We start from the raw sequence: 25658 nt of genomic DNA on the forward strand, positions 1-25658 counted from the left end.
GCCTCGCGCTTACTCCGGCGGGCGCAGCACCTCGTAGCCGCCGAGCTCGGACCGGACCTGCCAGCGCGCGAGCGCCGCGGCCCGATCGAAGCCGATCCGCTCGTAGTGGGCGCGGACGGCCACGCCGGCCGCGTCGAGCGCCGCCCGGCTCTCCCAGATCGCGAGCGTCACGAGGCCGAAGCGCGAGGGGCCGCCGGTCTTGCGGAACACGAGGTGGCCGCGGAAGCCGGGCAGGGAGGTGAGGAGCTCGAGGTTGCGGGTCATCGCGGCCTCGAACTCGGCGCGCGCGTCCTCGGGCACCTCGAACGCGTCGATGCGGAACTGCAGGGCGGGATCGTTCTCGAGCGGGGTGGTGAGCAGGGTCATGCCGGGGATCTGGCGCGCGCGCCCGCCCGGCGATTGTACGAATTCATGGCGTTGCGCCCGGGCCGGCGCGCCGGCAAGTACCGGTCGTGCAGGTGCGAACCTTCCCGCCCGGCGCCGCGCTCGCGGACGTGGTCCGCTGCTTCCAGATCGTGGAGGCGCCGGAGGAGGCGACGCGCACGCTCCTCCCCGACCCGGGGGTCGTCGTGGCGTTCAGGTACCGGGGCGCCGCCGCGCTCGTCGAGCGCGAGGAGGCGAGGTGGATCCCCGACGCGTCGGTCACCGGGCCCCGGGGAACGAGCCGGCGCATCCGGACGCTCGCCGGCGGCGGGGTGGTGGTGGCGAAGCTCCGCGAGGACGGCGCCGCCCGGCTCCTCGGCGTCCGGGGGGACGAGCTGTACGGGGCCGTGCTGCCGGCGGACGCGCTCGCGCCGCGCGCCGCCGTGGACCGCGCCGCCGCAGGCATCGCCGAGGCGGCGACGGACGCGGAGCGCGTGGCGGCCGCGGAGGCGTTCCTGCTGTCGCTCGGGCGCCGCCGCGGGCCGGACCCGCTCGTGGGCGCCGCCGTCCAGGCGATCCGGGCGCGCCATGGCTGCCTGCGGATCGCCGAGCTCGCGCGGCAGCTCGGGCTCGGCCAGGACGCGCTCGAGAAGCGCTTCCGGGCCGCGGTCGGCACCTCGCCGAAGCAGCTCGCGTCGCTGCTGCGGCTGCACCACGCGGTCGAGGTCCACCTCGGCGGCGCCTCGCTCTCGAGCGCGCCGTACCAGGCCGGCTACTACGACCAGTCGCACTTCATCCGCGAGTTCCGTGCCGTGACCGGGCAGCCGCCCGGGCGCTACTTCGCCGCGGGCACCCACGGCTGATCGGGCCCGGCCCCGGCCTCGAGCTCGGCCTCGGTGAAGCGCGGCGTGATGTGCTGGCTGCAGTTCCAGTCGAAGGCCGCCACCTCGATCACGATCCCGCGCTCGACCGGCGCCGCGCCGGCGGGCGCCGAGAGCGCCGCGAGCAGCGCCGGCTCCTCCGGCCCGACCCACCGCGCGTGGCCGAGCAGCTTCAGCCGCGTTCGCGCCGGGTAGTCCATGAAGAACAGCGCCACGCGGTCGTTCCGCGCGAGGTTGCCCACGGTGACGTACTGGCGGTTGCCGCGGTAGTCGGCGAACCCGATCGTCCGCGGCCCGAGCACGCGCACGAACCCGGGCGGCCCGCCGCGGTGCTGCAGGTACGGCCAGCCGGTCTCGCCCACGCTCGCGAGGTAGAAGCTGTCGCGCGCGGCGATGAAGCCGGCCTCGTCCGGACCGAGCGCGTCGTGGTGGTCGGGGCCGGCCTCCATCCGCGCGTACGCGGCCCGGCTCCCCATCGACTCCTGCACCGCGCGGACCGCGGGCGTGAAGGCGAGCTCGGCGAATCGGTGTCCCATGGTGACGCTCCGTGAGCGAGGGGCGCCCCGCCCGCGCCCGGCGCCACGAGGGCGGCCGGGCGCGGGCGGGGCCGCCGGATCAGTTCGCCGCCGCCTTCGTCCGGACCGAGCGCCCGAGGAACTCGCGGACGAGCCGCGCGATCTCCGGCCCGTGCGTCTCGAGCGCGAAGTGGCCGGTGTCGAGCAGGTGGACCTCGGCGGCCGGGTTGTCGCGCCGGTACGGCTCCGCGCCGGCGGCGACGAAGATGGCGTCGTTCTTCCCCCAGACCACCAGCGTGGGCGGGCGGTGCGCCCGGAAGTAGGCCTGCCACGCCGCGTAGAGCGGCAGGTTGGTGCGGTAGTCGTAGAACAGGTCGAGCTGGATCTCCGGGTTGCCGGGGCGGTCGAGCCGGGCCTGGTCCACGGTCCAGGTGTCCGGGCTCACCAGCGACGGGTCGGGCACGCCGTTCGTGTACTGCCAGTGCGTGGCCTTCAGCGAGGTCAGCCAGCGGATCGCCTCGCGGTCCTCCGCGCTGCCCGACGCCCAGTACGCCTTGATGGGATCCCAGAACGCCTCGATCCCCTCGTCGTACGCGTTGCCGTTCTGGACCACGAGCGCGGTCACGCGCTCCGGGTGCGCGGTGGCGAGGCGGAAGCCCACCGGCGCGCCGTAGTCCATCACGTAGAGCGCGTAGCGGCGCAGCCCGAGCTGCTCGGTGAGCGCCTCCACCACCTGCGCGTAGCGGTCGAACGTGTACGCGAACGCGTCGCGGGCCGGCATGGCGGAGTGGCCGAAGCCGGGGTAGTCGGGGGCGATCACGTGGTAGCGGTCGGCGAGCGCCGGGATGAGGTTGCGGAACATGTGCGAGGACGTCGGGAACCCGTGCAGCAGGAGCACCGCCGGCGCGCCGGGCCGGCCGGCCTCCCGGTAGAAGACCTCCACGCCGTCCACGGTGGCGGTCCGGTAGCGGACCTGGACGGCGGCCGTCGCCTGGCCCGCCGGCGCGGCGGCGGTGCGGGCGGGCAGGGCGGCCGGGGCGAGCGCCAGCGCGGCGAGGAGCGCCGCGGTGAGCGGGCGGCGTGGGGGAGGGGGGATGCGGATCACGTGGACCTCTCTCGTTCGGTGCGCGGGGCGGGAGTGCCCCGGCGCGAGAGAAGGTGGCGCGGCGGACGCCCAGAAAGAATACCTGGAGCGAGCAAGGCATTCTTGCGCGGGGAGGAATGATGGACCGGCTGCACCAGCTGCAGGTGTTCGTGGCCGTGGCGGACGCGGGCGGGTTCGCGCGGGCGGGCGCGCGGCTCCGCCTCTCGCCGCCCGCGGTGACCCGCGCCGTCGCCGCGCTGGAGGCGCGGGTCGGCGCGCGCCTGTTCAACCGGACCACCCGCACCGTGCGGCCCACCGAGGCCGGCCTCCGGTTCCTCGAGCCCGCGCGGCGGGTGCTCGCGGACCTCGAGACCGCCGAGCGCGAGGCCGCCGGCGAGGGCGCGGCGCCGTCCGGCCACCTGACGCTCACCGCCTCGGTGACGTTCGGCCGCTGGGCGCTCGCGCCGGTGGTGCGCGCGTTCCTGCGGGCCCAGCCTGGGGTCGGCGCCACGCTCGTGCTGGTGGACCGGGTGGTGAACCTGGTGGAGGAGGGCGTGGACGTGGCCGTACGCATCGGGCAGCTCCCCGACTCCGACCTGGTGGCGCGCAAGGTCGGCGAGATCCGGCGGGTGCTGGTGGCGAGCCCGGCCTACCTGCGCGCGCACGGGGCCCCGGCCTCGCCGGCCCGCCTCCGCGAGCACGCCGCGATCGCGTTCACCGGCCTGCAGCCCGGCCGCGAGTGGCGCTTCGCCGACGGCGGCCGGCAGGTGGCGGTGCCGGTCGCGCCGCGCCTGGTGGTGAACGACGCGCTCGCGGCGCTGGACGCCGCCGAGGCCGGTGACGGCCTCACGCTCGCGCTCTCGTACATGGTGGCGGAGCGGATCGCGGCCGGGCGCCTCGTCCCGGTGCTGGGCCGCTTCGCGCCACCGCCGGTGCCGGTCCAGCTCGTCCACCCGCACGCGCGGCTCGTCGCGCCGAAGGTGCGCGCGTTCGTGGACTTCGCGGCCCCGCGCCTCGCGGCCGCGATCGCGGCCCTGCCGGCCATCCCGGAGCGCCCGGCCCGGTCGGCCCGGTCGGCCCGGCGCACGGCGCGCGCTAGCCGCGCATGAGGCGGTTCGGCGGCGCGCTCGAGCCGGCGCCGCTCCCGCGGCAGAGCCTCGCCCAGTGGCGGTCGCCCGGGTAGTGCGCGAGGAGCGCCCCGAACGCGATCGCGAACAGCGGCAGCGCGCGCGCATCGCGCGTCACCATGAACACCACCACCGCGAACAGCGCGGCGCCCTCGCACAGCGCGGCGGCGATGATGAGCCGGGTGCGCGCCTGCTCCTCGACGGAGATGGCCTCGCCGCCCGCCTTCCCGGCCAGGCGCGCCCGGACGGCCCAGAGCCAGGACAGCGGCACCTCCACCAGCACCAGCCCGGTGAGCACGAGGAGCAGCGGCTGGGCGATGCCCGGGGCCGGCTCGCCGGCGAGCGGCAGCGCGAGCGCCACCACCAGGAACAGCGCCGGCCCCGCGACGAGCGCGCCCCAGATCATCACCGCCGTACGACGCTCCGGCGAACGGTCCATGCGATCCCCTCCCGTGGACGCACAGTGTAGCCGCAGGCGCGCTCCGGGTCGCGTGGCACGTTCGCGGGACGTCCCCCGCGGCGATGCGTCACCGGTACCCGGTCACGTCCGCCGGCTTGCCCGGATCCTGCACCTCGACCATGTAGCGCCAGGCGTCGGGCCGGCTCCCGTCCACGTCGGTGAACCCGTACACCTTCGCGAGCTGGCCGCTCGAGAGCGACTGGCCGTTCCAGCGGGCCACCTCGGGATCCGCGGCCAGCGCGGCCACCGCCCGCCCGACGAAGGCCGGCGTCTCGGAGATGGCGAAGTGCGGCTCCTTCTCCAGCGCGTCGCGCCAGCTCGCCTCGGTGACGCCGAACAGCTCCAGCATCAGCTCCGACCGCAGCCAGCCGGGGGTGATCGCGACCGCAGTAGCGCGGTGCGGCGCGAGCTCGTGCCCGAGCGACCAGGCCATGCGCAGGTTGGCGGCCTTGACGAGGTCGTAGAAGAACGACACGCGGTAGTTCCGCGCGTTGTACTCGGCGGTGCCGTCGGTCACCTCCACCACCAGCCCGCCCGGCGAGCGGATGAGGAGCGGCAGGGCGTGGTGCGCGGTGATGGCGTGCGTGTCCACCGCGAGCCGGAGCGTGTGGAGGCCGTACTCGAGGTCGGACTCCCACACCGTCTTGTTCCACTCCATCTTCGTGCCGCCGAAGATGTCGTTCACGAGCACGTGCAGCGCGCCCTGCTCGCGGTCGATCCGCTCCACCAGCGCGCGGACCTCCGCCGGCACGAGGTGGTCCACCGCCACCGCGATGCCGCGCCCGCCGGCGCGCGTCACGAGCTCGGCCGTCTCCTCGATCGTCTCGGGACGGTCCATCTCCGAGCGCCGCGTGCGCGTGGTGCGGCCGGTGCAGTACACGGTCGCACCTGCGGCGCCGAGCTCGACCGCGATCCCGCGTCCGGCGGCCCGCGTCGCGCCGGCCACGAGGGCGACCTTTCCTTCCAGGGGCTTCGTCATGGTGGGAGTCCTCCGTGGTTGGGCCGGACCATCTACTCACGGCGAAGGGAGCCTGCCACGCTTTGCGCTCGCCTCCCCATCGGTGGCATCGGGCCCGGCGTCCCCCGCCCGCGCCCCGCGCCGTGCCCCTCTCCCGACGCTTCCCCGAAGAGCCAGCGGTCCACGCTGGACGCCGCCGCGGCGGGCGGCGAACGTCGCCGCATGGGCACGGCGCGCACCCTCACGGCGGCAGGCGGGGAGCCGGCGTTCCGCGGCAACGACCGCCTCCTGCTCGGCATCATCCTGGGCGTCCTGACCTTCTGGCTGTTCGCGCAGACGACGCTCAACATCGCGCCGGACATGCGCCGGGACCTCGGCACCGGCGAGAGCCTGATGAACATCGCGGTCGCGCTCACCGCGCTGTTCTCCGGCATCTTCATCGTGGTGATGGGCGGCCTCGCCGATCGCGTCGGGCGCGTGCGGATGGTCAGGCTGGGCTTCCTGGCGAGCATCGCCGGCTCGCTGCTGGTCGGCCTCGCGCCGGCCGGCGGCCTGGCGGTGGCGTTCCTGCTGGCGGGGCGCGCGCTGCAGGGGCTCTCGGGGGCGTGCATCATGCCGGCGAGCCTCGCGCTCGTGAAGGCGTACTGGGACGGCGCGGAGCGGCAGCGCGCGATCAGCCTGTGGTCGATCGGCTCCTGGGGCGGCTCGGGGGTGTGCTCCCTGTTCGGCGGGCTCGTGACGCAGCACCTGGGCTGGCGCTGGATCTTCTTCGCGTCGGTGCTGGTCGCCATCGCCGGCCTGCTGCTGCTCCGGGGGACGCCGGAGAGCCGGGCCGAGGGCGGCGCGGCGGACTACCGGTTCGACCTCGCCGGCGTGCTCACGTTCATGGTCGCGATGGTGGCGCTGCAGGTGGTGGTCACGCAGGGGAACCAGCTCGGCTGGACCAGCCCGGCGTCGCTCGGCCTCGTCGCCGCGACGATCGTCTTCGGCTGGCTGTTCCTCCGGATCGAGCGCCGGGCCCGCAGCCCCTTCATCGACTTCGGGCTGTTCCGGAGCCCGACCTACACCGGCGCGACCATCTCGAACTTCCTGCTGAACGGCGTCGCCGGGACGCTGATCGTGTCGCTGCAGCTCGTGCAGGTGGGCGGCGGCATGAGCGCCCAGCGCGCCGGCGTCCTGACGCTGGGCTACGCCGTCGCCATCATCGCGTTCATCCGCGTGGGCGAGAAGCTCCTCCGGCGCTTCGGCGCGCGCCGGCCCATGCTCTGGGGGTGCGCGATCACCGGCGCCTCGATCCTGCTGCTCGCCCCGTCCAACGTGATGCTGGCGCGGTACGAGGTGATGGCCGTGATCGGCTACACCTTGTTCGGCGTCGGGCTGGCGTTCTACGCGACGCCGTCCACCGACGCGGCGCTCTCGAACCTGCCCGCGTCGCAGGCCGGCGCCGGGTCCGGCCTCTACAAGATGGCGTCCTCGCTCGGCGCCGCGTTCGGCGTCGCGATCTCCGCCGCGATCTTCACGGCGCTGCGCGCCGCGCCGCAGAGCGTGAGCTGGCTCGAGGGGGTGATCACGTTCCAGGGCCGGCAGGACAACCTGGCCGTGCGGGAGGCCGCCATCATCGCGCTGGGCTTCAACGAGCTGATGGTCGTCGTCGCGATCGTCTCCATCGTCCTCACCATCCCGGAGGGCGAGCGGCGCCAGGGCGCCTGAGCGCCTCGTCCGCGTCCTCGCTCGGCGGCGCCCGCGGCGCGCGCCCGGCCCCCGGGCTTCCGGACGCACCCGGTGCCGCTAGCGCGATCCGCCGGACCCAGGGGCCGGCTCGACGCCCTGCGCCCGCGGCGCTCGACTTTCGTTGCGACGCCTCGAGGCCGAGCTGCACGGAGGGCACGGCGCCGCAGGGAGGACACCATGAAGACCACGATCATCGCGGGGCGTCTGGCCCTGGCGTGCGGAGCGGTGCTGCTCGGACTCGGAGGAGGAGGCGTCGCACGCGCGACCGAGTGCGGCGACCTGGTCACCTCGAGCCTGAAGCTGGAGAAGGACCTGACCTGCGAGACGAGCGGGCTCGTCATCGGCGCCGATGACGTGACGATCGACCTCGGCGGTCACACCATCGCGAGCGTCCCGGGTGCGCCCGGCGACGTCGCCTGGTCCGGGGTGAAGACCGAACACACGATGACGCTGCGGAACGTCCGCGTGATGAACGGCACCATCGTCGGCTTCCGGTGGGGCGTCGCGATCCGCCACGGCACGGCCGGCGCGGCCATCCAGAACCTCGCCTTCGCCGACCAGGCCGACGCGAGCGTGTTCGTGCGCGACAGCAGCGGCGTGCGCATCACGAACGTCAAGGTGACGGACTCCGGGCCCATCTCGATCCTGAACGCCGGCGACGTCCGCATCTCGATGGCCGCGATCGCCCTCGCGAGCCGCAGCCCGGCGATCATCGCGCGGAACAGCGCCGGCGTGTCGATCCGGACGCTGGCGGCGTCCGGCCCCATCCCGAGCTACTACGGCGACGTCGTCGAGCCCGACAGCGGCATCCTGTTCGAGCGCGTGACGAACGCCGACGTGCAGGGCGTGTACGTCCGCGGCTTCAAGGACGGCGTGGGCTTCACGTGCCCGGGCTGCGCCCCCGGCGACGTGCCGAACTCCGGGAGCGTCAGGGACAGCGTGTTCACCGACGACCAGGCCGGCGTGAACGTCGAGTACGCCTCCAACGTCACCGTCGCCGGCAATCACGTCGCGCGCGCCGGGCGCTGGCACCCGGTGTACTGGTTCGTGGGCGGCGGGATCACCGCCGCCGAGTGCACCGGCCTCGCGGTGGTGGACAACGCGGTGAGCGACAGCCTGCAGGGGCTCGGCTTCATGGACGTCACCGCCTCGAGGATCGAGGGGAACAAGGTGCTCGACAACGTGCTCTCCGGCATCGGGCTCAACATCCAGGTGGGCGGATCCTTCGGGAACACGGTCGCGTCCAACATCGTGCTCGGGACGAGCACGGGATTCGACATCTGGGCCGCGAGCGGGCCGAACACCTGGAAGGGCAACCTGTGCCGCACCGCGTCCGGCGAGGGCGTCGCCTGCGCGATCGTGGTTCCGTGAACGCCCCGCACGCGCTCAGCAACCCGGCCGGCGCCGGCCGGCCGGATACGCCGACGCGAGCGCCTCCGGACGCGCTCGCATCTGCGGGACGTGCGGAGCCACCTCGGGCTACGGCATCGGGACCGCGTCGTCCGCGGGCGGCTGCACCTGGACCCGATAGCCGATCATCGGGGGCAGCCAGTTGGCGTTCGTGTCGTTGCCGGGAATGCCGAGCGGGTGCTCGCTCCCGTCCGGATTGAACGCCTCCATCGTGCTCTCCACGACGAGCACGTTGCACTCGTCCGTCAACGTGTCGGTGCCGCTGTTCTTGAAGACGGCCACCACGGCGCCGTCCGGACCCACGGCCCAGAAGATCTGGGTGAACGCGAACGTGTTCGTCCCGGTCCGCTTCCAGACGCCGACGGTCGGCAGCAGCTTGACGCCGGCGCCCAGCGGGACCGGCCAGGCCGGGACGTTGGTGGTGAGCGTCCCGGAGACCTCGCCGCCGGTCATGGTGACCATCCACGAGCTGAAGACCCCTTCCGCGCCCGTGACGTAGCTGCCCACCAGGCTGCAGTGACGTGCCTCGCCGGCCACGTCGCTCGCGGACGCAGCCGTCATCGTGCTCAGCGCGATGATCGCGCCGACGATCCACCTTCTCATCGCTACCCCCTTGCGGCGTCGTCTCGCCGCTTCCCGTGGACGGTGGGACCCCCGGCAGCCGGGCGATCCGGCTGCGCGAGCATTCCCGCTCCACGTGCGCGGCGCCTTGAGCGGTGTGTTGGGTGCGGCGCCGTGTCTGCTGCGCGAGGCTTCCCGCCTGCCGGTGCGATCCGTCGCGCGAAGGGATCGACCGTCGGCTCGGGCCCCGCTCGCGGCCGCGTTCCCGGGCGCCGCGCGGCGAGGTGAGGGGGCGGCGGCGGAGGGGAGGCGGCCTTCCGCGTGCGGCTCACTCGATCGGAGCGGCCGCGGACGGCGGCGCCGCGAGCGATCGGGCCACGCGCCGCTCGAGCTCCTCGACGAACCGGTCGAAGCCGTCGCGCTGCCGCTCGTCGAGAACCTCGCGCATCTCGGCCCATTGCCTTCGCCGCGCCGCCTCGAGCTGCGGCGCCACGGTGCGCCGGATCGCGGCGAGCTCGCCGCGGTGGCGCGCGAGCACCGCGCGGAGCTCGCCCCGCTGCTCGCGCGTGAGGTCCAGGTCCCGGTCCAGCCGGAACAGGATCGCGCTGGCGCGGGCTTGCTCCGGCGGACCCTCGAGCAGCCGCCCCACCGCGCGCTGGACCACGGCGCGAGACACCACCGCGCCGCTCACGCCGCCGGCGAGGAACACGAGCGCCAGGACGAGCACCACCTTCCAGCGGGCGCGGCTCACGGCAGCACCTCCAGGACGTAGGCGGCGCGCGAGACCTGCTCCTCGAACGTCCGGTCGGCGCGCCAGCCGAGGAGCAGCATCGCCGCGGTGAGCGCCGCCGCGCCGAGCGCGATCGGCCGCGCCCCGCCGGCGATGGCCATCCAGGCGGGCGGGCTCCGCAGGCGGGCGGCGACCGCCGCCTCCAGCCGCGCGACGACCGCCGCGGAGGGATGGAGCGCCCCGGTGGCGTCCCGGAGCCGGGCGAGGCGGGCGTCGTCGCTCTCGTCGTGGTCACGCATGCTTCCTCCTCTCGCGCAGGAACGTACGCGCGCGCACCAGCCGCTGCTCCACCGCGCCCTCCGAGCAGCCCAGCAGCCTCGCCACCTCGCTCGCGCTGTGCCCCTCGATCTCCTTCAGCACGAGCGCCACCCGCTGCTCGGCGGGCAGCTCGTCCAGCCACTCCGACAGCTCGCGCAGCGCGGCGCGGGCCTCGAGCGAGGCGCCCGGGTCGAGCACCTCGTCGGCCGGCGCGGCGTGCGTCTCGCGGGCGCTCCTGCGGCGGCGGGCGCGGAGCGCGTCGAGCGAGGCGTTCACCACGATGCGGTGCAGCCACGTCTCGATCGACGAGCGACGCTGGAACGCGCGCCCGCCCAGCCCGGCGCACGCGCGAACGTAGCTCTCCTGCAGCACGTCCTCGGCCTCCGCGAGGTCGCCGGTGAGGCGCGCCGCGAGACGGTAGAGCCGCGGGGCGGTCTCCCGGACGATCCGCCCGATGTCGTCATCCTGGCTCGCCGTCACGCCGCTCCACCGCTCCGGTCCCGAACACCTCGACGGCTTGGACGCCGCCGCCCGGGCGGACCCTACGGCGGACCGGGCGCCCATCCTCTAACCGTGGCGCGAGGTGCCCCGCCCTGCGGGTGGAGTCCCGGCCGGGCGCGGCGTAGGGCTCCCTGCACCGGCGGCGTCAGAACGGCATGATCCACGAACCCCTGTCCCTGCTCGCCCTCGCCGTCCTCGCGCTCACCTCCCCCTCGTCGGCCGCCGCCGCGGACGCGGACGTCGTCGCTCGCGCGCGCGCCCGGGAGTCCGCCCAGCTCGCCGAGCTGGCGCGGTCGCCGGTGCGGGTCGAGGCCGAGGGGCGCGCGTCGGGCGGCCGGCGCTCCCGCGAGATCGCGTGGACCCGCGAGATCACCTACGCGCCCGACGGGACCGTGCAGGTCCGCCAGCTCTCCGGCTCGGGCGCCGGAGCGCGGGGCGGGCGCGCGTTCCAGCTCCTCGGCCCGCTCACGCTCGCGCCCTTCTCCGTCCCCGGTGCGCACATCGCGGTGCGCCCGTCGCCGGGTCCGGGCGGGAGCGTCCTCGTGGAGGTGAGGTCGCCCGCCGGCGCCATCTCCGCCGTGGTGGTCGAGGTGGACCCGGCCACCGGCGCGAAGCGCGCGCTGGAGGTGGTGCCGGGGGGCGGCGAGGGCGGGCGCGTCTCCGAGGCCCGGGCCCGGATCACCTTCGACGAGGACGGCGCGATCGCGCGGCTCGAGTCCCACGCGGAGATCGAGGGGCGCCGCGGCGCCGGGACCGTCGAGGTGCGCGGGCACCGCGTCGCCAGCGCGCCGCAGCGCTGAGTCGATGGCTCGCCTCCGGGAGAAGCGTCATGATCGCCCCGCTCGCCGCCCTGTCGTCGCTCGCGGTCGCCGCAACCGTGGTGGTCACCCACCCGCGCACGGTCGTCGTGGCCCCCCGTCCGCGCGCCGTGGTCGTGGTGCCCGCACGTCCACCGCCGCCCCCGCCCGCTCCGCCTCCCATGTCGCGCCGCGAGGCGGTGGAGCGCGGCTACGGCTGGTGCGGCGGGAGCGGGTACGCCTGCGTGCTGGTGGAGGCCCACCCCCGCGGCACGGTCTGGGACGTCCACTTCCGGGCGAGCCGCCCCGGCGTCACCGGGCCGCTCCGCGTCACGTTCGACCGGCAGACGCGTGCGCTCGTGGAGGCGGTGGAGCCCGGGCCGAGGGCGCCGCCGGCGCGCTGACGGTCCGCTGCCCGCCAGCACGGACCCGCGCCGTTTCTTCGCGCGCAGCGCGATGCTAGGCTGGCGCAGCGTCAACCCGTCAGGGGTCGCTTCGTGCGAGCCCTCTCTCCGCCGCGCCCGTCCTCCCGATGACCACACCGAAGCTCACGCTCTCCACCCTCGCCGCGATGGCGTTCGTCGGCTGCGCCGCGAAGGCATCGTCGGCGCCCGTCCACCCGTCACCTCCAGGCGATCCGGCGACCGCGAGCTTCGAGGCGGTGGTCGTGGGGACGATCCACCGGGCGCACCTCACCGAGCCCGAGTATCCGCTCCCGTATCTGGCCGGGCTCATCGAGACGTATCGTCCCGACCTCATCCTCGTCGAGGTTCGCCCCGAGCCCTTCGCGCTCGGACGCCTCGAGGACGGGCCGTTCGAGATGACCTACGTGAGCTGGCTCGGCCAGGCCAAGGGCATCGCGGTCGGCCCCATCGACTGGTTCCGGGACGAGGACGTCGGCATCGACGCCGATCCCGAGCCCGAACCTGCCGACCGGCACGCGTTCGAGGAGGAGACGGCCGCGCTCGACGCGCGCATGGATCGCCCGCTCACCTTCGCCGAGGTCCACTCGACGCGCCAGGATGCGGCGGTCCTGTCGGTGCTGAACGTCCGCGCGCGCTACCTCGTGGGCAATGCCTCCTGGAACCGGCGCCAGGCGTGGCTTCACCAGCAGGCGCTGGAGGCCATCCGCCGGCAGGGCGCGCACAAGGTGCTCGCGTTCGTCGGAGCGTTCCACCGACCGGAGCTCGAGGCGTTCCTCGCCGGCCAGGGCGGGTCGGTTCGCAGCCCCCGGTCCATCCGCTTCGACGCGGCGAAGCCCGCCGCGGTGCCGCCGCAGGTCATCCAGCTGTGGCGCGAAGGCGCCGCGCGGCTGAGGGCGCAGGCGGCCACGGCCCCGGCGAAGCGCGCCGAGGCGCTCACGGGCAAGGCGAGGTACTTCGAGGTCGCAGCCGACCGCGCCGGGCAGTGCTGCGTCGAGCCCGCCGCGTTCGGGCCCCGCTAGGCGTCCGCGCGCATCGCCTCCCGGAGCTCCGGGAGGTGCTCGCGGATCATGCGGAGCGTGCGCGTCTGGCGCGGATCGATCCGGCCCGCCGGCGTGAACATCACCCAGTCGCTGAGCAGGTCCAGCGAGTGGACGCCGCGATCGCCCTGCTTCAGGCCCGCGACGTGGAAGGGCGTGTTGACGAGGGTGGCGTCCACCGCGTCCGGCTGGAAGCCATGCACCTCGAACCACAGGTGCTCGCGGTCGTCCTCTGCCCCGCCGTCCACGCGGACGCCGAGCTTCACCAGCGCCCCGAACCCGAACTCCGCGAGCTCCTCGACCGCGCCGCGCAGGACGCCGAGCGTCTCCCGGGCGCGCCGCGCCATGAGCTCCGTGGCGCCGGTCGAGTACCGGATCAGCACCTCCTCCGGCACCGGGTCCCGCAGGAGGCGCGACGGGCGCGGCGCGCCGCGGCCGAGCAGCCGCGGGGGCCAGCCTCCGCTCGCCGGATCGCAGATGACGGCGTGGCCGGTCAGGTGCTCGTCGTCCACGGAAGACCGGTAGTCGGCGTGGTCGCGGCCCGTGCCGGCGAGGAAGGTGCGCGCCGGAACGGCGCGGACCTGCCCTGAATCGGCGAGCGGCATGGGCGTCCCGTCCAGCGCGAGCCGCCCCTCGACCACGCCGAAGGCGAGCGCGCGGAGCAGATCGTGCGCGTGGCCGTGCACCGCCGGGTCCGGCTGGAGCACGTCGAAGTCCCAGAACCCGATCTCCTTCAGGCCGTGGCTGTGGAGCCAGAACACCGCCCCGCTCCCGTCCTCGCCGTCGGCCGGCGCGTCCGGGTCGTACAGCAGGTGCATGGTGTAGATGGCGTCGATGTCGAGGTCTGCGTCGTGGGCGAGCTCGTCGTCGAGGCCGTCGCGGGACCAGAACGCCTGGCTCTGGTGGTCCACCGCGACCACCCCCTCGTCGCCCATGATCGCCCGCAGGAAGCGCAGCAGGTCCTTGCGGTCGGCGAGCACGTTCCCCGAACGCGAGCCGGTGGTGATGGCCACCGCGTACTGGCACGCCTTCGCCGCGTCCTTCTCCGCGCGCGTCAGCCGTCCGTCCATGTCGACGAGGCCGCCCGGCGGGAGCGGCGGGTCGGGGAGGACCACCAGCGTCGCCTCGCCCCAGCGGTCGTGCGCGAGCTTCGCGGACCAGCCGCCCGCGGCGCCGCGCGTCACCGCGCCCAGGCGCACGTCCCGGTCGCCCAGCGAGGCGAAGTCCTCCGGCCGCGCCGCCCACTTGCCGCGGAACAGGACCGAACCGGCCTGCTCGACCGCAGGCTTCCGCTTCCACCAGCTCATGCGTTCCACCTCCGGTGAGGAGGATACACGGAACGCGAAGTCCGGGATGGCGTCGGCCGCCCCATCCGGCAGCCGCGGGCGGCTCGACACCGGGCACGGAACGTAGGATGGGAGCCGGATGATGCAGGCGGTCGTCTCCGGCGGCGTCGGGCAGCGCCTCATCCCCGCGCCGGCGGGGCTCCCCGGGCGCCGGGTGCACGGATCATGAACAAGGGCCGCCTCGAGGCGTTCAGCGACGGCGTCCTCGCGATCATCATCACGATCATGGTCCTCGAGCTGAAGGTGCCGCCCGGCGATACGCTCGAGGCGCTCGCGGCCATGCGCTCGACGTTCCTCGGCTACGTGCTGAGCTTCGTGTACGTCGGCATCTACTGGAACAACCATCACCACCTGATGCACACCGTCCACCACGTGACGGGCAGCATCATGTGGGCCAACCTCCACCTGCTGTTCTGGCTGTCGCTCGTCCCCGCGGTCACGGCGTGGGCCGATCACTACCCCTCGTCGCCCTTGCCGACGGCGCTCTACGGCGTCGTCCTGCTCGCGGCGGCGCTGGCGTGGCTCGTCCTCCAGCGCGCCATCATCCGCGCCGGCGGCTCCCTCCGGCTGATGATCGGGGCGGACCTGAAGGGCAAGCTGTCGCCGATCCTCTACCTGATCGCGATCGCGCTCTCGTTCGTCCGCACCTGGGCCGCCGACGCCGTCTACGCGCTCGTCGCCGCGCTCTGGTTCATCCCCGACCGCAGGATCGAGCGGAGGTCGGGGGCGGGGGAGTAGGGCGGGGGGCGCCAGCTACACCTCGAGCCCCACGAGCCGCATCCACTCGATGGCGTTCGAGCGCCGCACGACGCCGGGCCGGAGGCGGTAGTCGAACGCGAGCTTTCCGCCCACGAGTGCGTCCACGAGGTGTGCGTTCGTTGCCCTGGCGCCGAGTTCGTCGGCGATGCGCGTCAGCGCGAGGTCGTGCGTGGTGCAGACCCCGATCGCGCCGCGATTGACGAGAGCGGTCAGGACGCCCTTCGCGCCCCGAAGGCGATCGTCGGAGTTCGTGCCGCCCAGGATCTCGTCGAGCAGGAAGAGCACCGCGTGCGGGCCCGCTGCGAAGCGCGCCACGTCGCAGAGTCTGAGCACTTCCGCCTGGAAGCGGGACGCGCCGTCGAGGACCGAATCCTGGACCCGGAGCGACGCGCAGAGAGCCACCGGGGAGAGCACCATCCGGCGCGCCCGCACCGTGCCGCCTGCGAGCGCGAGCGCAGCGCTCGCGCCCAGGGCGCGGAGCAGCGTCGACTTCCCCGACATGTTCGAGCCCGAGAGCAGGATCAGTTGCGGCGCCGTTCCGCCGAGCCGCACGTCGTTCCGCACGCACCGCTCGACGGGGAGGAGCGGATGACCCAGCTCCTGCGCGTCGAGCATCGTGCCGGTAGAGACCACCTCGGGGAACTGCTCCGCCGGGTTCTCGTAGACGCGGGTCGCGAGCGCGGCGAGCGCCTCCATCTCCCCGAGCGCGGTCAACCAGCCGCGCACCCGGGACCCGTGCGCCGACCGCCAGCGCTCGACGGCCATTGCCAACCGAGCCGGCCATTGCCAACCGAGCCGGCCACACGAGCGCGTAACCGATCGGCGCCACGAGCTCGTTGCGCATGGCGAGGAGACGCCGGAGCGCGCGGTGGAGCTCATCGAAGCGTGCCGCTGCCCCTCCGCCTGCGCGCGCCGTCTCTGCGATCCCGCGCAGCCGGCGCGACGCGAACGACTGGTGCTCCACGACTCGCGCCAGCGCCGCGAGCGCGCCGAGCTGGCGCGCTGGCGCGAGGACCTCGCCGGTCACCGCGACGATGCGCCGTCGCAACGTGAGGTGCACGAGCGCCGCGGTCCCGAGCGCGAAGATCAGCGGGAGCACGCCCCACGCGCCGGCGACCGCAACCGCCGAGGCAGTGGCCACCGCGAGCGCCGCGGCAGCGGCGCCAGCCCGGGCCGGCCCGCGCGCGTGAAGAAACGGCGCGCCCTCGGCCCGAGACTGGCGGTGTCCACATCGCCAGCCCCGTCGCCGGCGGCCAACGGGAGCAACTCTCGTAGCCGCGGGAGGCGCGCCAACTCGCGCACGGCCTCTTGCCGGGCCGCCACCTCCGCCGCATCTGCCGGGGTCAAGAGCCTGCCTCTCCGCCGCAATTTCGCGGAATACGCCGCAGGAATGGTGGCCACGACTGCGCGGCGATAATTGGGCACACGACAATCCATGTCGCGATAGCGGTGCCGAGCGGATCGCAGGCGGCGGGTGCATCACTCGAACGAAGCGTTCCCTCCGTCCGCGCCGAATTAGGACCGTGAGTGTGGCCACTCTAGCCCGCTGCAAGCAAACTCGTACAAGAACTGAGCGCTCGTAAAGGCAGCAAAACGCTGGTAGTCGTCACCTTTCTGTGATCCAAAGTCAGATACAGACTTGAATGAGAGTGCGATCGGCTTCGGCTCGGGCGCGTTCCGGGCGGCCATAAATACGCCGTAAGTCTCCATCTCGACACCTACAACCTTGCGCTGTTGTGCACGAATCTGTTCAATCATCTCGTGCGAGTCAACAACTGCAGCGCCCGACGCCACGGGGCCGATGGCCACCTCAATCTGTCGGGGGACGGGATCTCCGTTCCAGCGATGGAGAATGCGTTGTGCGACGGTCTGGTCTCGGCTGAAGTCCTCCAGGCGCGCGCGAACACGCGCGTCAAGACGAAGTTGCGTCGGGCCGGGTTCGAACACTCCGCCCTTGCCATCGGGGCGCTCTTTGAACTTACCGCTCCCGTAGTCCCATGAAATATCTGCAATCAGTACATCTCCGAAACCACCCTTAAGTCCTGCAGCAATGCCGACCATCGCGATGTATCTCGGCCGAAATCCGCAGATCATCTTCATTGCTAGCGCGGTGGTGGCCGGCATGCCCATTTCGGGAGCGGCTGCAGCGATGACGCGGAGGTCGCCTTCTGCGCGTTTCAGACATCCTTCATGATAAATAGTATCGTCCTCGGGGACGTTTCTGCGCCGCCAGCTGATCGGGAGTTCAAGCACGGCCTCAAGCTCTACTCGGGTAAGGGCGGTGACCACCGCTAGGTCATAATCGTACCCCCCCCGCTCCCGTGGGGCCTGGGAGCGTTCGATAGCCAGAAGTTTGCGACCGATCGCCTCTGACCAAGCACGAGAGGAACGATCAAACCGGACGACGTATATAAGGTCGCCGCTGAACGCTTTCTGATGCTGCGAAGCTAGGTCGTCGTACTCCGTGAGGGCGACAATGTGGGCCGGAAGCGGGCCCCGTCCACGGCGTAGCAATTCGACAAGTTGGACGCCCCCGTCCGGCCGAGCGCTCTCGCCTTTTCGCATCGGGACGTTTAGGTCGACGATCAGGAGGTCGAAAGACTCCGCACGAAGAAGCTTCAGCGCGTCTACGATGTTGCTGGCGCCGGTAACTCTAATGTCGGTCGCCAATTCCCGCAGCGCTTGCCGGATTAGCGTCGTCTTGAGCCGATCGTCGTCCACAACGAGAACGGAAATCACGAGAGGTCTCCCGAGACAGACTTCAGATAGGCCTGAAGCTCGTCGCGCCAAGCCGTCTGGGACGCTTGATAGAACGCAGTGCCGACGTAGATGTCCGGGTACTCGGCGCGAAGTTGCTCCGTCAGCTGCGTCAGGTTCATCGCGTCAGCGCCTTCACCAAAGGTGTCGAACTGGGTGACGACGACGACTTTGGTGTTCCGCCTTCGGCGCTTTAGCGCCTCAAGGAACTCACGGCCTCCGTATCCGCGCGTGCGGCCGCCGCTGTTCGATGCTGAAATGTCGTACGTGGGAAGTGACATGTCCAAGATGATGGCGTCAAACGTGTCGCCGAGCGCTGCCTTGAGGCCGCTTTGGTATGACTGAGCAGCAGTCACGGAGGCGGTCGGAAACTCAGTGCGCAGAAAGCGCATGATGAGCGCGCTCTTGTTGGAATCATCTTCGACGACGAGGATCTTCATGGAGCAAGCCCTTGAAGCGGAAGGGAGATGTCGACCGCGAAAACGCCATCATCGCTAACGCTGACCGCGAACTCGAAATCCTCTTCCAGTCCCATGTCAACTCGGAGCGCCTTGTGAATCTTCTTGAACCCAGTGCCGCCCTCGCTCCTGACGGCGCCGGAGGGAACGGATGTCCTCAGTGAAGCGACGTAGCTGATGCGCTCGCGTACGGATGCCACATTCACGCTTGGGCCGAGCGGATTCTCCACATGGATTCGAACCCGTTCGTTCTCGCGGGCGAGCCGCATCACCGCCGTCGCGGGGGTGCATCTCGAATGCCGAACGACGTTCTCGAGAAGGTAGAACATCAGGTCGTTGAAGGCCGCAAATAGGGTGCCGCGGAGCGTGCACTCGTCGCCAATAGCGACCTGCGGCTGAAGCCGGTGGGTCGGATAGCAGTTTTGAACGATTGCGACGGCAGTTTGGGCGAGGAGGCTCAGCGAGAAATCAGGAAACCCTGCGTCGCTGGCCTTTCGGAACCAGCCGGCTACTCGCTCCAGTTCGTAGTGTATGTTCGTCTTGGATCGCGCGACGGCTGCCCCGAGTGGCAAGTGAGGCAACTCTGGGTTCAGGACAGCCAAGTCACTCGCTAGGCGGTCAAGCGAGCTGACGAACTCACGTTCCAGACGTGTGCGAATGTGCTCGACTACCTTCTGCAGGTTGCGTTCCGTTCGGGACCAGAGCTCTGCGAATACTCCATGAACAAATGAGTCGTACTCGCTCACAGTAGCGAACCTAACGTACAGGCGCCTCAGGTCCTCGTTCGTGTACTCAAAATCGAAAAGACCCTCGTTGCCGTTTTGAGGGCCTCGAATCTGGACGCACTTAGACTTGAAGTGTTCGATGAGATCGTCAATGTCGCTCGAAAATGCGCGAAGCCGCTTATCCGCTTCAGCTGTGGCGGCGTGTCCAGTAGTCGCGAAGGACCGTTCGAGCCATTCGGTGTTCGGCTCGTACTCTCCCTCAGCGGTTTTCCGCGTGATGAGGTGCTCGAGTTCGAACTGGCTTCGGAGTTGCCCCGCAAGAGTGCCGTGGCGAATCCGCATGCTGAGATAAGCGTCAAGCCCGTACTCGTTGCTCGACAGGAAGCGCGACTTGATGTCGCCGAAGAGGGCGCCGAATTGCTCGAGCCGCTCATCGCTGAGAATGATCATGTCCTCGCTCTCCGGGACGATGCCCTTGAGGGCGAGAGCCTTTCGAAGGTGCTCGTTAAGTTTAGAGAATGAGACGAAGCGCTCGAAGCGCTCGCGAAACGACTTGTCCAGAGAACGCGCGATGCCGTTCGTGTCGATGTTGACCTTGCTCTCGTCGATATGTTGAATGGCCTTGCTGACTTCTAGGGTTTGGGTAATCCGCTTAATTTCGTCGGCGTAGGTGTCGGCGTGAACTTTGTCGAAGTGTTCGCGCAGTATCTGGCAGAGCGCGATGCGCTCTCGCTGAAGATCGGCGACACTGTCAAAGCCGACCAGGGAATCCATCAGTTCCGGCACGCAGACGTTCCGAAGAAAGTAGACGAACTCGGGAGATGGCGCGCCTGCGGCGCGCCCCAGGAGTTCGGTGGGCTTCTCGACGTTGTGGGCGACGAGATAGTTGTCGAGTGCAGCCACTACCCCGCGAGCGGTGCCGGGTCCGGGCGCTTGCGTGTACCGAATATGACAGATGATCGGCCACGCTATGGACGCCTGTCCCTCAGGGTCGATTCCAGGGTAGGCGTCCGCGACTGGGGCGATCTCGATCGTGGCGAGCAGGTTGGGCTGCTCTACGAAGGCTCGCGCAAGTAGTTCGGCGCACTCGGTCCAGCGTTGAAGCGACATACACGCTGCAGCAAGTGCTCTTGTGCACTCCTCCCGAACCGGGACCGGCTGTTGCTCGGATAGCATCCTCCGGAACTCATTCGCAGCTTCGGCGGTACGCTGCCTTCGGAGGAGGTCGTGTGCGCGGTAGCGGTCGCGGCGCGCTGGATCCACGTCGGGGGGCGGATCGCGGCCTTCGGCGCCAGCGCGGAAGAGAGCGATCGAGGGACTTTCGGCATCGGATCTCCGAAGTGCATCGAGGAACGCGAGTGCGTCGGCCGCTCTTCTGAAGATTGTCGCGAACCGTCCAGAGGGAGCAATGGTGTTGAGCTGGAAGAAGACGGGCCCGGCAAACGGTTGTCTGTGTGTCGAATGCGAATCTCGGAACGCTCGTAGTTGAGAGGCGAAGCGCGAGAACGCGAGAGTGGCGGCAAGCTTTCCGAGGGAGTCAAGGGCCTCGGATGTGCGTTCGTCCTTCTGTAGTACGTCGTAGACGTTGTTGAGCGCCTGTGCCGCTGGCGACGTCGCCGGCAGCGAATTGATGAGTGGGACCCCCAAGTGGAGATGCGACAGCGCATAGAGTTCGTAAAACTCAAGTGCGTTGGGGTGCGCCTCGAGTAGCGGCGGCGCCGCCTCCAGGACCTGCGCGTAGTCTCCTCTGGTGTACGCGTCAGACAGGCTCACCAAGGAATCCGTGAGGTCTGTAATGACGTTCGCGTTGTGCGGCTGCGTCCACGCGAGGAGGCATCGAATGCGTACGTCCGGGATGGCGGAAACAAGCTGTGCGTAAGGCCGCACCGCGATGGATGCGTCTAGACCGTCCGCCCCGGACGCCAGCAATTGGAGGGTCCGGACGAACGTCTCGTACCTGTCAATTACAGAGAACGCGCCTTCCCGTTTAAGTACGAATGCTTGGCGCTGGAAGTGCGGCTCAGAATGAAATGACAAGTGAAAGCGAACGTAGGCAGCAGCCCAAGGATCGAGGTTCTCTGCGGGGATCTGACGAAAGATCTGTGCGACGGCGGTATCGTAACTGGCCAGCGAAACCGAGCGCTCCGCGCGTTGACTGTAATAGGTAGCTAGTAGGTTTAGAGTGCCGAGGCCTGAGGCCTCCCTAAGGACGGTGAGCGCCGCGCGGTTCGCCTCTAGACCGCCGATGTGCTCGGCGAGTAGCAGTGACATGCGAACCGACCAAAGAGAGACGCCAAGCTGAGCCTCTGCCGTACGCAACTCACCGAAGGCGGCGTCGGTTCGGCCAAGCAAAAACAGGCGCTCCACGGAATCGCTAAACTTTAGGTACGACGCAAGTTGTGCCGCATAACGAGAGACGATGGCGGCAGCCCAGTTGAGTTCTGCCTGAAGCGTCTCCTGGGAGCGCCCGACGGGTGCCTTACCGAGGTCTCCGAGAGTTCGTGGCAGGAAGTTCGCGGTAAGGGCGCGAAGAAGCTTGGGCGGGAGCTTCCGCAAAACAAACCGAATCTGGGAGGGCGGCTCCTCCTTCAGGGCGGAGAGGTGCGCCGCTAGGTTGTCGGTTCTGCCGGACAGGAGCGGCGAGTACCCGTTCTTTGGAGGCATCGAGCGGTAGCCTACACGACCGACCGACAGTCTCGTAGTCGGCCGCGCGGGCGCCTCCGAAGTCCACATGAGCTCACCGTGGCACCGGGCACCAAAATATGGCTCGGCTGTGTGGGTGGTCGGCGGGGTACGTATCGTTGGCACGGGCGCGCGCGAGTCCTACTCGCGAAACCGTTGTCGGCACTGCATGGTAGCTTTGCTCCCGGTATCGCCGAAGCCACTTGTGGCCGGTCGCCGCGCGATGCCGTACTCGCGGCAGAGCGCCGAGATGTTCGTACCGAGAGCGCCGGCCTTCTCCATGAACTGCGCTGACTCATGACTCGCTGCATTTTCAGGGCGCCGCGACTGTCGAGCAGCCGCACCTGTTAGCGATTCCATGGTGCTGCAGCATCCTGCGGCGGGGTGGACGGTCGGGAGGGCTCGTCGTCGGTCGGGGTCGCCAGCTCGCGCCTTGATGAGGTCAATCAGCTCGCGAGCCTCCCAGGCGCGGTTCTCGGTGGCTTCGCGGCCGCCCGCTCCATCGCTTGGGTAAACGGAGAGTCCAGTTGCCGAGGCGGCCTCGCGGAAGGCGGTCAGGCCGCGGACGTACGCCTTGGCGTCGCCGGGGAGCATGAGGCTCACGAGCGCGACGCAGCGCGGTGGGGGTCTCGCCGGCACAGCACGACAGGGGCGAGCGCGCGTCCGAGGCGGCCGCCGCAGTCGGCGAACGAGTGGCTCGCCGTGCTCGCCCCTCGACGGGCTCGGGGCGAGCGACTCCTGAGGTCACTCCGGCGTCAGGCCTGTCAAGGCTTCTGGGAAACCTTGACCAGCGGGCGCGGCGGGTCGGGGCTTCGAGGCAGCGACATCGTCCGCGGGCCCCTCGACTCCGGCGCGCTGCGCGCGCCTACGCTCGGGGTGAGCGGGGGGCTGGGGCGGACGGCAACTCGCCCTTCGACAGGCTCAGGCCGAGCGGGAGAGCCGCCAGCGCGCCGCCCGAAAAAGACGAAGGCCGGGACCCTTGCTCAGGATCCCGGCCTCGTGGAGTGGCGGGGTGTAGGGGACTCGAACCCCTGGCCTCCGGCGTGACAGGCCGGCGTTATAACCGACTTAACTAACACCCCAAGAACTGGTGGGCGGAACAGGCTTCGAACCTGTGACCCTCGCCTTGTAAGGGCGACGCTCTACCCCTGAGCTATCCGCCCAAGGCGCGAAAGCGTGGGGTTTCTAGCTTGACCCGCTGGCGCTGTCAACGGGCTCTCTCACGGGAGGCCCGGGACGGAACCAGCCGTCCGGTCGGGGGGATCGACCGGGCGACGGTCTTGCTGGACCGTCCCGGGTGCCGATGGTAAGGGGCGCGCGATGGCCTGGAAAGCAGGGATGAAGGTGGTCCACCGCGCCCAGCGGGCGTGGGGCGTCGGGGTGGTGGTGCAGGTGGCGGACGAGGGCCGCCGCCTGGCGGTCCGGTTCGCGGGCCGGGAGGGGATCACGGTCGTCTCGGGCCGCGATCAGGCCCTGGTCGAGGTCCCGGCGGACACGCCCATCGAGCAGGTGGCCTCCGGGCCGATCGAGGCGCTCGCCTCCGCCCAGCCCGCCACGGCCTCGGCGTTCGCGCTCCGCACCCGCGTCAACCGCCTGGAGGCGCTGCGCCGCGCGGACTCGCTGGGCGCGCTCCTCTCCTCCCGCGTCCACGTCCTGCCGCACCAGGTGGGCGCGGCGGGGCGCATCCTCTCCGACCGGATGCCGCGCTTCGTCCTGGCGGACGAGGTGGGCCTGGGCAAGACGGTCGAGGCGGGCCTGGTGTTCGCGGGGATGCGGCAGCTGGGGCTGGCCGAGCGCGTCCTGGTGGTGGTCCCGGAGCACCTCGCCTTCCAGTGGCTGGCCGAGCTCTTCCACAAGTTCAACGCGCTGTTCGCGCTCCTCACCCCGGAGCGGATCGAGGCGCTGGGGGGCCCGGAGGCGGCGCTCGCCCGCTCGCCGCACGCCATCGTCTCCTTCGAGGCGCTCCGCGCCGACCCGGAGCTGGCGGAGGCCGCCGCCGACCTGCCGCTCGACCTCGTGGTCGTGGACGAGGCGCACCACCTGGCCGACGACGCGCTGCACGATCGGGTTGCGCCGATCTGCCGCGCCTCCTTCGGCGTGCTGCTCCTCACCGCGACCCCGGTCCGCCTGGATCCGCGCGAGTACTTTCGCCTGCTCTCGCTGGTCGAGCCGGTCCCCTCCACCTCGCTCGACGACTTCCTCGCGCGCCTGGAGCAGCACGAGGCCTACGCGCAGGTGGCCCGCGACCTGCTCGCCGGCGGCGACCTCGCCGCGGCGGCGGAGCGGCTCCGCGCGCTGGCCCCGGACGACCTGGTGTTCTCGAAGGCGCCGCCGGCGCTCGACCGCGGTGCGCTGCTCGCGCACCTCGCCGAGCGGTACGGGCTCTCCTCCCGGCTCATCCGCAACCGCCGCGTGAAGGTGGGCGCGTTCACCTCGCGCGCGCTCCGCCGCGTGGACGTGGGGGAGGGCGAGAAGCCGAAGGCGCTGGTGGACCTCTGCGCGAGGCTGGCGCGGGCGGGCGACAAGGTGCTCGTGTTCGGCGGCGACCTCGAGGCGCTGCGCGGGCTCCAGGGCGGGCTCGCCGAGGCCGGGCTGGAGGCGCTCCTCTACGACGACGCGCCCTCGCTCGAGGCGCGCGACCGGCTGGTGGCCCGCTTCCGCGACCCGGAGGGCCCGATGCTGCTCCTCTCCGGCGAGTCGGGCGGCGAGGGGCGCAACTTCCAGTTCGCGCACCACCTGGTCTGCGCCGACCTGCCGGCTTCGCCGCTCGTCCTCGAGCAGCGCATCGGCCGGCTCGACCGCCTGGGCCAGACGCGCCCGGTGGAGATCCACGTGCCGGTGGAGCCGGGCGACGAGGCGTTCCTGGCCGACCTCTACGAGCAGGAGATCGGCATCTTCGACGAGCCGGTGGGCGGCCTCGACGCGGTGCTGGCCTCGCTGCCGGACGAGCTGGCGGCGCTCGCGCGCAAGCGCTCGGACCGCACCCGCGAGGCGTTCCGGAAGGACCTCGCCAAGCGCGTGGCCGCCGCTCGCAAGGCGCAGCACGAGGGCGACCCGCTCCTCGACATCCGCTCCGCCTCGCTGCCGGAGCTGGCGCGCCTGGTGCGCGGCGCGTTCGAGCGCATGGGCGAGGAGGCGCCGGACGGGATCGACGGCGGCGACGGCGCGGGGAGCGCGCTGGAGCAGTCGCTCATCACGCTCTCGCGCTGGCTGGAGGAGGAGCTGGAGGACGTCTGCGCCGACGTGGGGCGCCGGGTCGGCATGGACGTGGACACCGACCAGAACGTCCAGCCGTTCGAGGTCGCCTTCACGCTCGGCTCGGGCATGCGCATCGAGGCGCTGCCGGGGATGCAGATCCCCGACGAGCCGGAGACGTTCGTGGGGAGCTTCTGGCGCGAGACGGCGGTCGCCCGCGACGAGCTGCACTGGTACGCAACCGGCCACAAGCTGGTCGAGGCGCTGCTGGGGCTGGTGCGCGACGGCGACGCGGGGCGGAGCGCGGCGGTGAAGCGCGAGTGGGCGCCGCGCCGGGGCGGCCTGTACGCGCGCTTCGAGCCGCGCCTCGCCACCGCCGCCGACGTGGCGCCGGGCGCGCGGGTCGCCTCGCGGCAGGCCTCGCGCTACCTCGACCTCTCGCCCATCGCGGTGGTGGTGGACCTGGAGGCGGGGAACCGGGTGCTGCCCGGCGCGGCGCACCGGCTCGAGGACGAGATCGACGACGTGCAGGACGCGCGGGTCGGCGCGCCGCCGCCGGCCGCGCTGGAGGCGGCCCGCGCGGCGGCGGAGCGCGAGGCGCGGCTGGTGATGGAGCGTCGCCGCGAGGAGGCGGTGGGCCTGCTCCTCGCGCACGCCGACGCCGAGGAGGAGCGGCTCATCGAGGCCGCGTTCGCCGGCGGCGCGCCGCGCGAGCGGATCGACGGGGCGCTGGCGGTGCTGCGCCACCACCGCGACGTGGTGGCGAAGTCCATCGAGCGGGTGAAGCTCGACCTCGACGCGGCGGCGCTGATCGTTCCCTGACGAAGGCCCTGCGCCC

The 25658-nt window shown here is 71.5% G+C and carries 23 protein-coding genes and 2 tRNA genes; 9 read left to right on the forward strand and 16 right to left on the reverse strand.

The features are described 5' to 3' along the window. Positions 1-9: 9 nt before the first annotated feature. Positions 10-366 (reverse strand): antibiotic biosynthesis monooxygenase family protein, encoded by a 357-nt coding sequence (locus ADEH_RS02800; protein ID WP_011419604.1) that lies wholly within the window; start codon positions 364-366, stop codon positions 10-12. A gap of 86 nt (positions 367-452) precedes the next feature. Here ADEH_RS02800 and ADEH_RS02805 point away from each other — a divergent pair, with 86 nt between their 5' ends. Further along, the gene (locus ADEH_RS02805; RefSeq protein WP_011419605.1) at positions 453-1226 is read left to right on the forward strand and encodes a helix-turn-helix domain-containing protein; all 774 of its coding nucleotides are present in this window, start codon (positions 453-455) and stop codon (positions 1224-1226) included. Here the strand turns inward: ADEH_RS02805 and ADEH_RS02810 are convergent. Both ADEH_RS02810 and ADEH_RS02815 read right to left on the reverse strand, forming a co-directional pair. Then, positions 1199-1780: a pyridoxamine 5'-phosphate oxidase family protein gene (locus tag ADEH_RS02810; RefSeq protein ID WP_011419606.1), complete on the reverse strand. Its 582-nt coding sequence runs from the start codon at positions 1778-1780 to the stop codon at positions 1199-1201. The two genes, ADEH_RS02805 and ADEH_RS02810, sit on opposite strands and share 28 nt — an antisense overlap. Positions 1781-1859: 79 nt before the next feature. Beyond that, the gene (locus ADEH_RS02815; protein ID WP_011419607.1) at positions 1860-2864 is read right to left on the reverse strand and encodes an alpha/beta fold hydrolase; all 1005 of its coding nucleotides are present in this window, start codon (positions 2862-2864) and stop codon (positions 1860-1862) included. Positions 2865-2983: 119 nt separating this feature from the next. Here ADEH_RS02815 and ADEH_RS02820 point away from each other — a divergent pair, with 119 nt between their 5' ends. Next, the gene (locus tag ADEH_RS02820) at positions 2984-3952 is read left to right on the forward strand and encodes a LysR family transcriptional regulator (RefSeq protein ID WP_011419608.1); all 969 of its coding nucleotides are present in this window, start codon (positions 2984-2986) and stop codon (positions 3950-3952) included. On the opposite strand, the gene ADEH_RS02825 is transcribed toward ADEH_RS02820, so the two are convergent. Next, a complete protein-coding gene (locus tag ADEH_RS02825; RefSeq protein ID WP_011419609.1) occupies positions 3939-4409 on the reverse strand; it encodes a hypothetical protein in 471 nt (156 codons plus the stop codon). The genes ADEH_RS02820 and ADEH_RS02825 overlap by 14 nt on opposite strands. An 88-nt stretch (positions 4410-4497) precedes the next feature. After that, the gene (locus ADEH_RS02830) at positions 4498-5409 is read right to left on the reverse strand and encodes an SDR family oxidoreductase (protein ID WP_011419610.1); all 912 of its coding nucleotides are present in this window, start codon (positions 5407-5409) and stop codon (positions 4498-4500) included. A 201-nt stretch (positions 5410-5610) separates the two neighbouring features. On the opposite strand from ADEH_RS02830, the gene ADEH_RS02835 reads away from it, so the two are divergent. Next, entirely contained in the window at positions 5611-7098 is a 1488-nt protein-coding gene (locus ADEH_RS02835; protein ID WP_011419611.1) for an MFS transporter, read from the forward strand. A gap of 198 nt (positions 7099-7296) precedes the next feature. Continuing rightward, positions 7297-8490: a right-handed parallel beta-helix repeat-containing protein gene (locus ADEH_RS02840; protein ID WP_011419612.1), complete on the forward strand. Its 1194-nt coding sequence runs from the start codon at positions 7297-7299 to the stop codon at positions 8488-8490. 108 nt (positions 8491-8598) lie between these two features. Here ADEH_RS02840 and ADEH_RS02845 read toward each other — a convergent pair whose 3' ends face one another. The 4 genes from ADEH_RS02845 to ADEH_RS02860 form a co-directional block, all read right to left on the reverse strand. Further along, a complete protein-coding gene (locus ADEH_RS02845; protein WP_011419613.1) occupies positions 8599-9132 on the reverse strand; it encodes a hypothetical protein in 534 nt (177 codons plus the stop codon). Positions 9133-9418: 286 nt separating this feature from the next. Further along, positions 9419-9841 (reverse strand): hypothetical protein, encoded by a 423-nt coding sequence (locus ADEH_RS02850; RefSeq protein WP_011419614.1) that lies wholly within the window; start codon positions 9839-9841, stop codon positions 9419-9421. Further along, a complete protein-coding gene (locus ADEH_RS02855) occupies positions 9838-10119 on the reverse strand; it encodes a hypothetical protein (RefSeq protein ID WP_011419615.1) in 282 nt (93 codons plus the stop codon). Before ADEH_RS02855 ends, ADEH_RS02850 begins: the two co-directional genes overlap by 4 nt. Beyond that, complete coding sequence (locus ADEH_RS02860) at positions 10112-10618, reverse strand: RNA polymerase sigma factor (RefSeq protein WP_011419616.1); 507 nt, start codon at positions 10616-10618, stop codon at positions 10112-10114. The genes ADEH_RS02855 and ADEH_RS02860 overlap by 8 nt, the downstream gene beginning before the upstream one ends. A gap of 176 nt (positions 10619-10794) precedes the next feature. On the opposite strand from ADEH_RS02860, the gene ADEH_RS02865 reads away from it, so the two are divergent. From ADEH_RS02865 to ADEH_RS02875, 3 genes are all read left to right on the forward strand, one after another. Beyond that, positions 10795-11439: a hypothetical protein gene (locus ADEH_RS02865; protein WP_011419617.1), complete on the forward strand. Its 645-nt coding sequence runs from the start codon at positions 10795-10797 to the stop codon at positions 11437-11439. A gap of 29 nt (positions 11440-11468) precedes the next feature. After that, positions 11469-11840, forward strand: a complete 372-nt coding sequence (locus tag ADEH_RS02870; protein ID WP_011419618.1) for a hypothetical protein — start codon at positions 11469-11471, stop codon at positions 11838-11840. 128 nt (positions 11841-11968) lie between these two features. Beyond that, positions 11969-12880, forward strand: a complete 912-nt coding sequence (locus ADEH_RS02875) for a hypothetical protein (protein ID WP_041453290.1) — start codon at positions 11969-11971, stop codon at positions 12878-12880. On the opposite strand, the gene ADEH_RS02880 is transcribed toward ADEH_RS02875, so the two are convergent. Next, positions 12877-14205: a DUF2314 domain-containing protein gene (locus ADEH_RS02880; protein ID WP_041453291.1), complete on the reverse strand. Its 1329-nt coding sequence runs from the start codon at positions 14203-14205 to the stop codon at positions 12877-12879. The genes ADEH_RS02875 and ADEH_RS02880 overlap by 4 nt on opposite strands. Before the next feature lie 204 nt (positions 14206-14409). Here ADEH_RS02880 and ADEH_RS02885 point away from each other — a divergent pair, with 204 nt between their 5' ends. After that, complete coding sequence (locus ADEH_RS02885; RefSeq protein WP_011419620.1) at positions 14410-14982, forward strand: TMEM175 family protein; 573 nt, start codon at positions 14410-14412, stop codon at positions 14980-14982. Between the two features lie 15 nt (positions 14983-14997). Here ADEH_RS02885 and ADEH_RS22530 read toward each other — a convergent pair whose 3' ends face one another. The 6 genes from ADEH_RS22530 to ADEH_RS02910 form a co-directional block, all read right to left on the reverse strand. Beyond that, complete coding sequence (locus ADEH_RS22530) at positions 14998-15768, reverse strand: MutS-related protein (protein WP_049760066.1); 771 nt, start codon at positions 15766-15768, stop codon at positions 14998-15000. 750 nt (positions 15769-16518) lie between these two features. Next, positions 16519-17724, reverse strand: a complete 1206-nt coding sequence (locus ADEH_RS22695; protein WP_198133810.1) for a hypothetical protein — start codon at positions 17722-17724, stop codon at positions 16519-16521. Between the two features lie 14 nt (positions 17725-17738). Then, positions 17739-18200, reverse strand: a complete 462-nt coding sequence (locus tag ADEH_RS02895; RefSeq protein WP_041453292.1) for a response regulator — start codon at positions 18198-18200, stop codon at positions 17739-17741. Then, complete coding sequence (locus tag ADEH_RS02900) at positions 18197-21607, reverse strand: hypothetical protein (RefSeq protein WP_041453293.1); 3411 nt, start codon at positions 21605-21607, stop codon at positions 18197-18199. Before ADEH_RS02900 ends, ADEH_RS02895 begins: the two co-directional genes overlap by 4 nt. A 1023-nt stretch (positions 21608-22630) precedes the next feature. Beyond that, positions 22631-22707, reverse strand: a tRNA-Asp gene (locus ADEH_RS02905). Between the two features lie 6 nt (positions 22708-22713). Continuing rightward, positions 22714-22788: transfer RNA gene (locus ADEH_RS02910), tRNA-Val, on the reverse strand. A 157-nt stretch (positions 22789-22945) separates the two neighbouring features. On the opposite strand from ADEH_RS02910, the gene ADEH_RS02915 reads away from it, so the two are divergent. After that, entirely contained in the window at positions 22946-25642 is a 2697-nt protein-coding gene (locus ADEH_RS02915; RefSeq protein ID WP_011419626.1) for an SNF2-related protein, read from the forward strand. Positions 25643-25658: the final 16 nt, after the last annotated feature.

Origin of the sequence: Anaeromyxobacter dehalogenans 2CP-C, from assembly GCF_000013385.1 — a bacterium.
GTDB lineage: Bacteria > Myxococcota > Myxococcia > Myxococcales > Anaeromyxobacteraceae > Anaeromyxobacter > Anaeromyxobacter dehalogenans_B.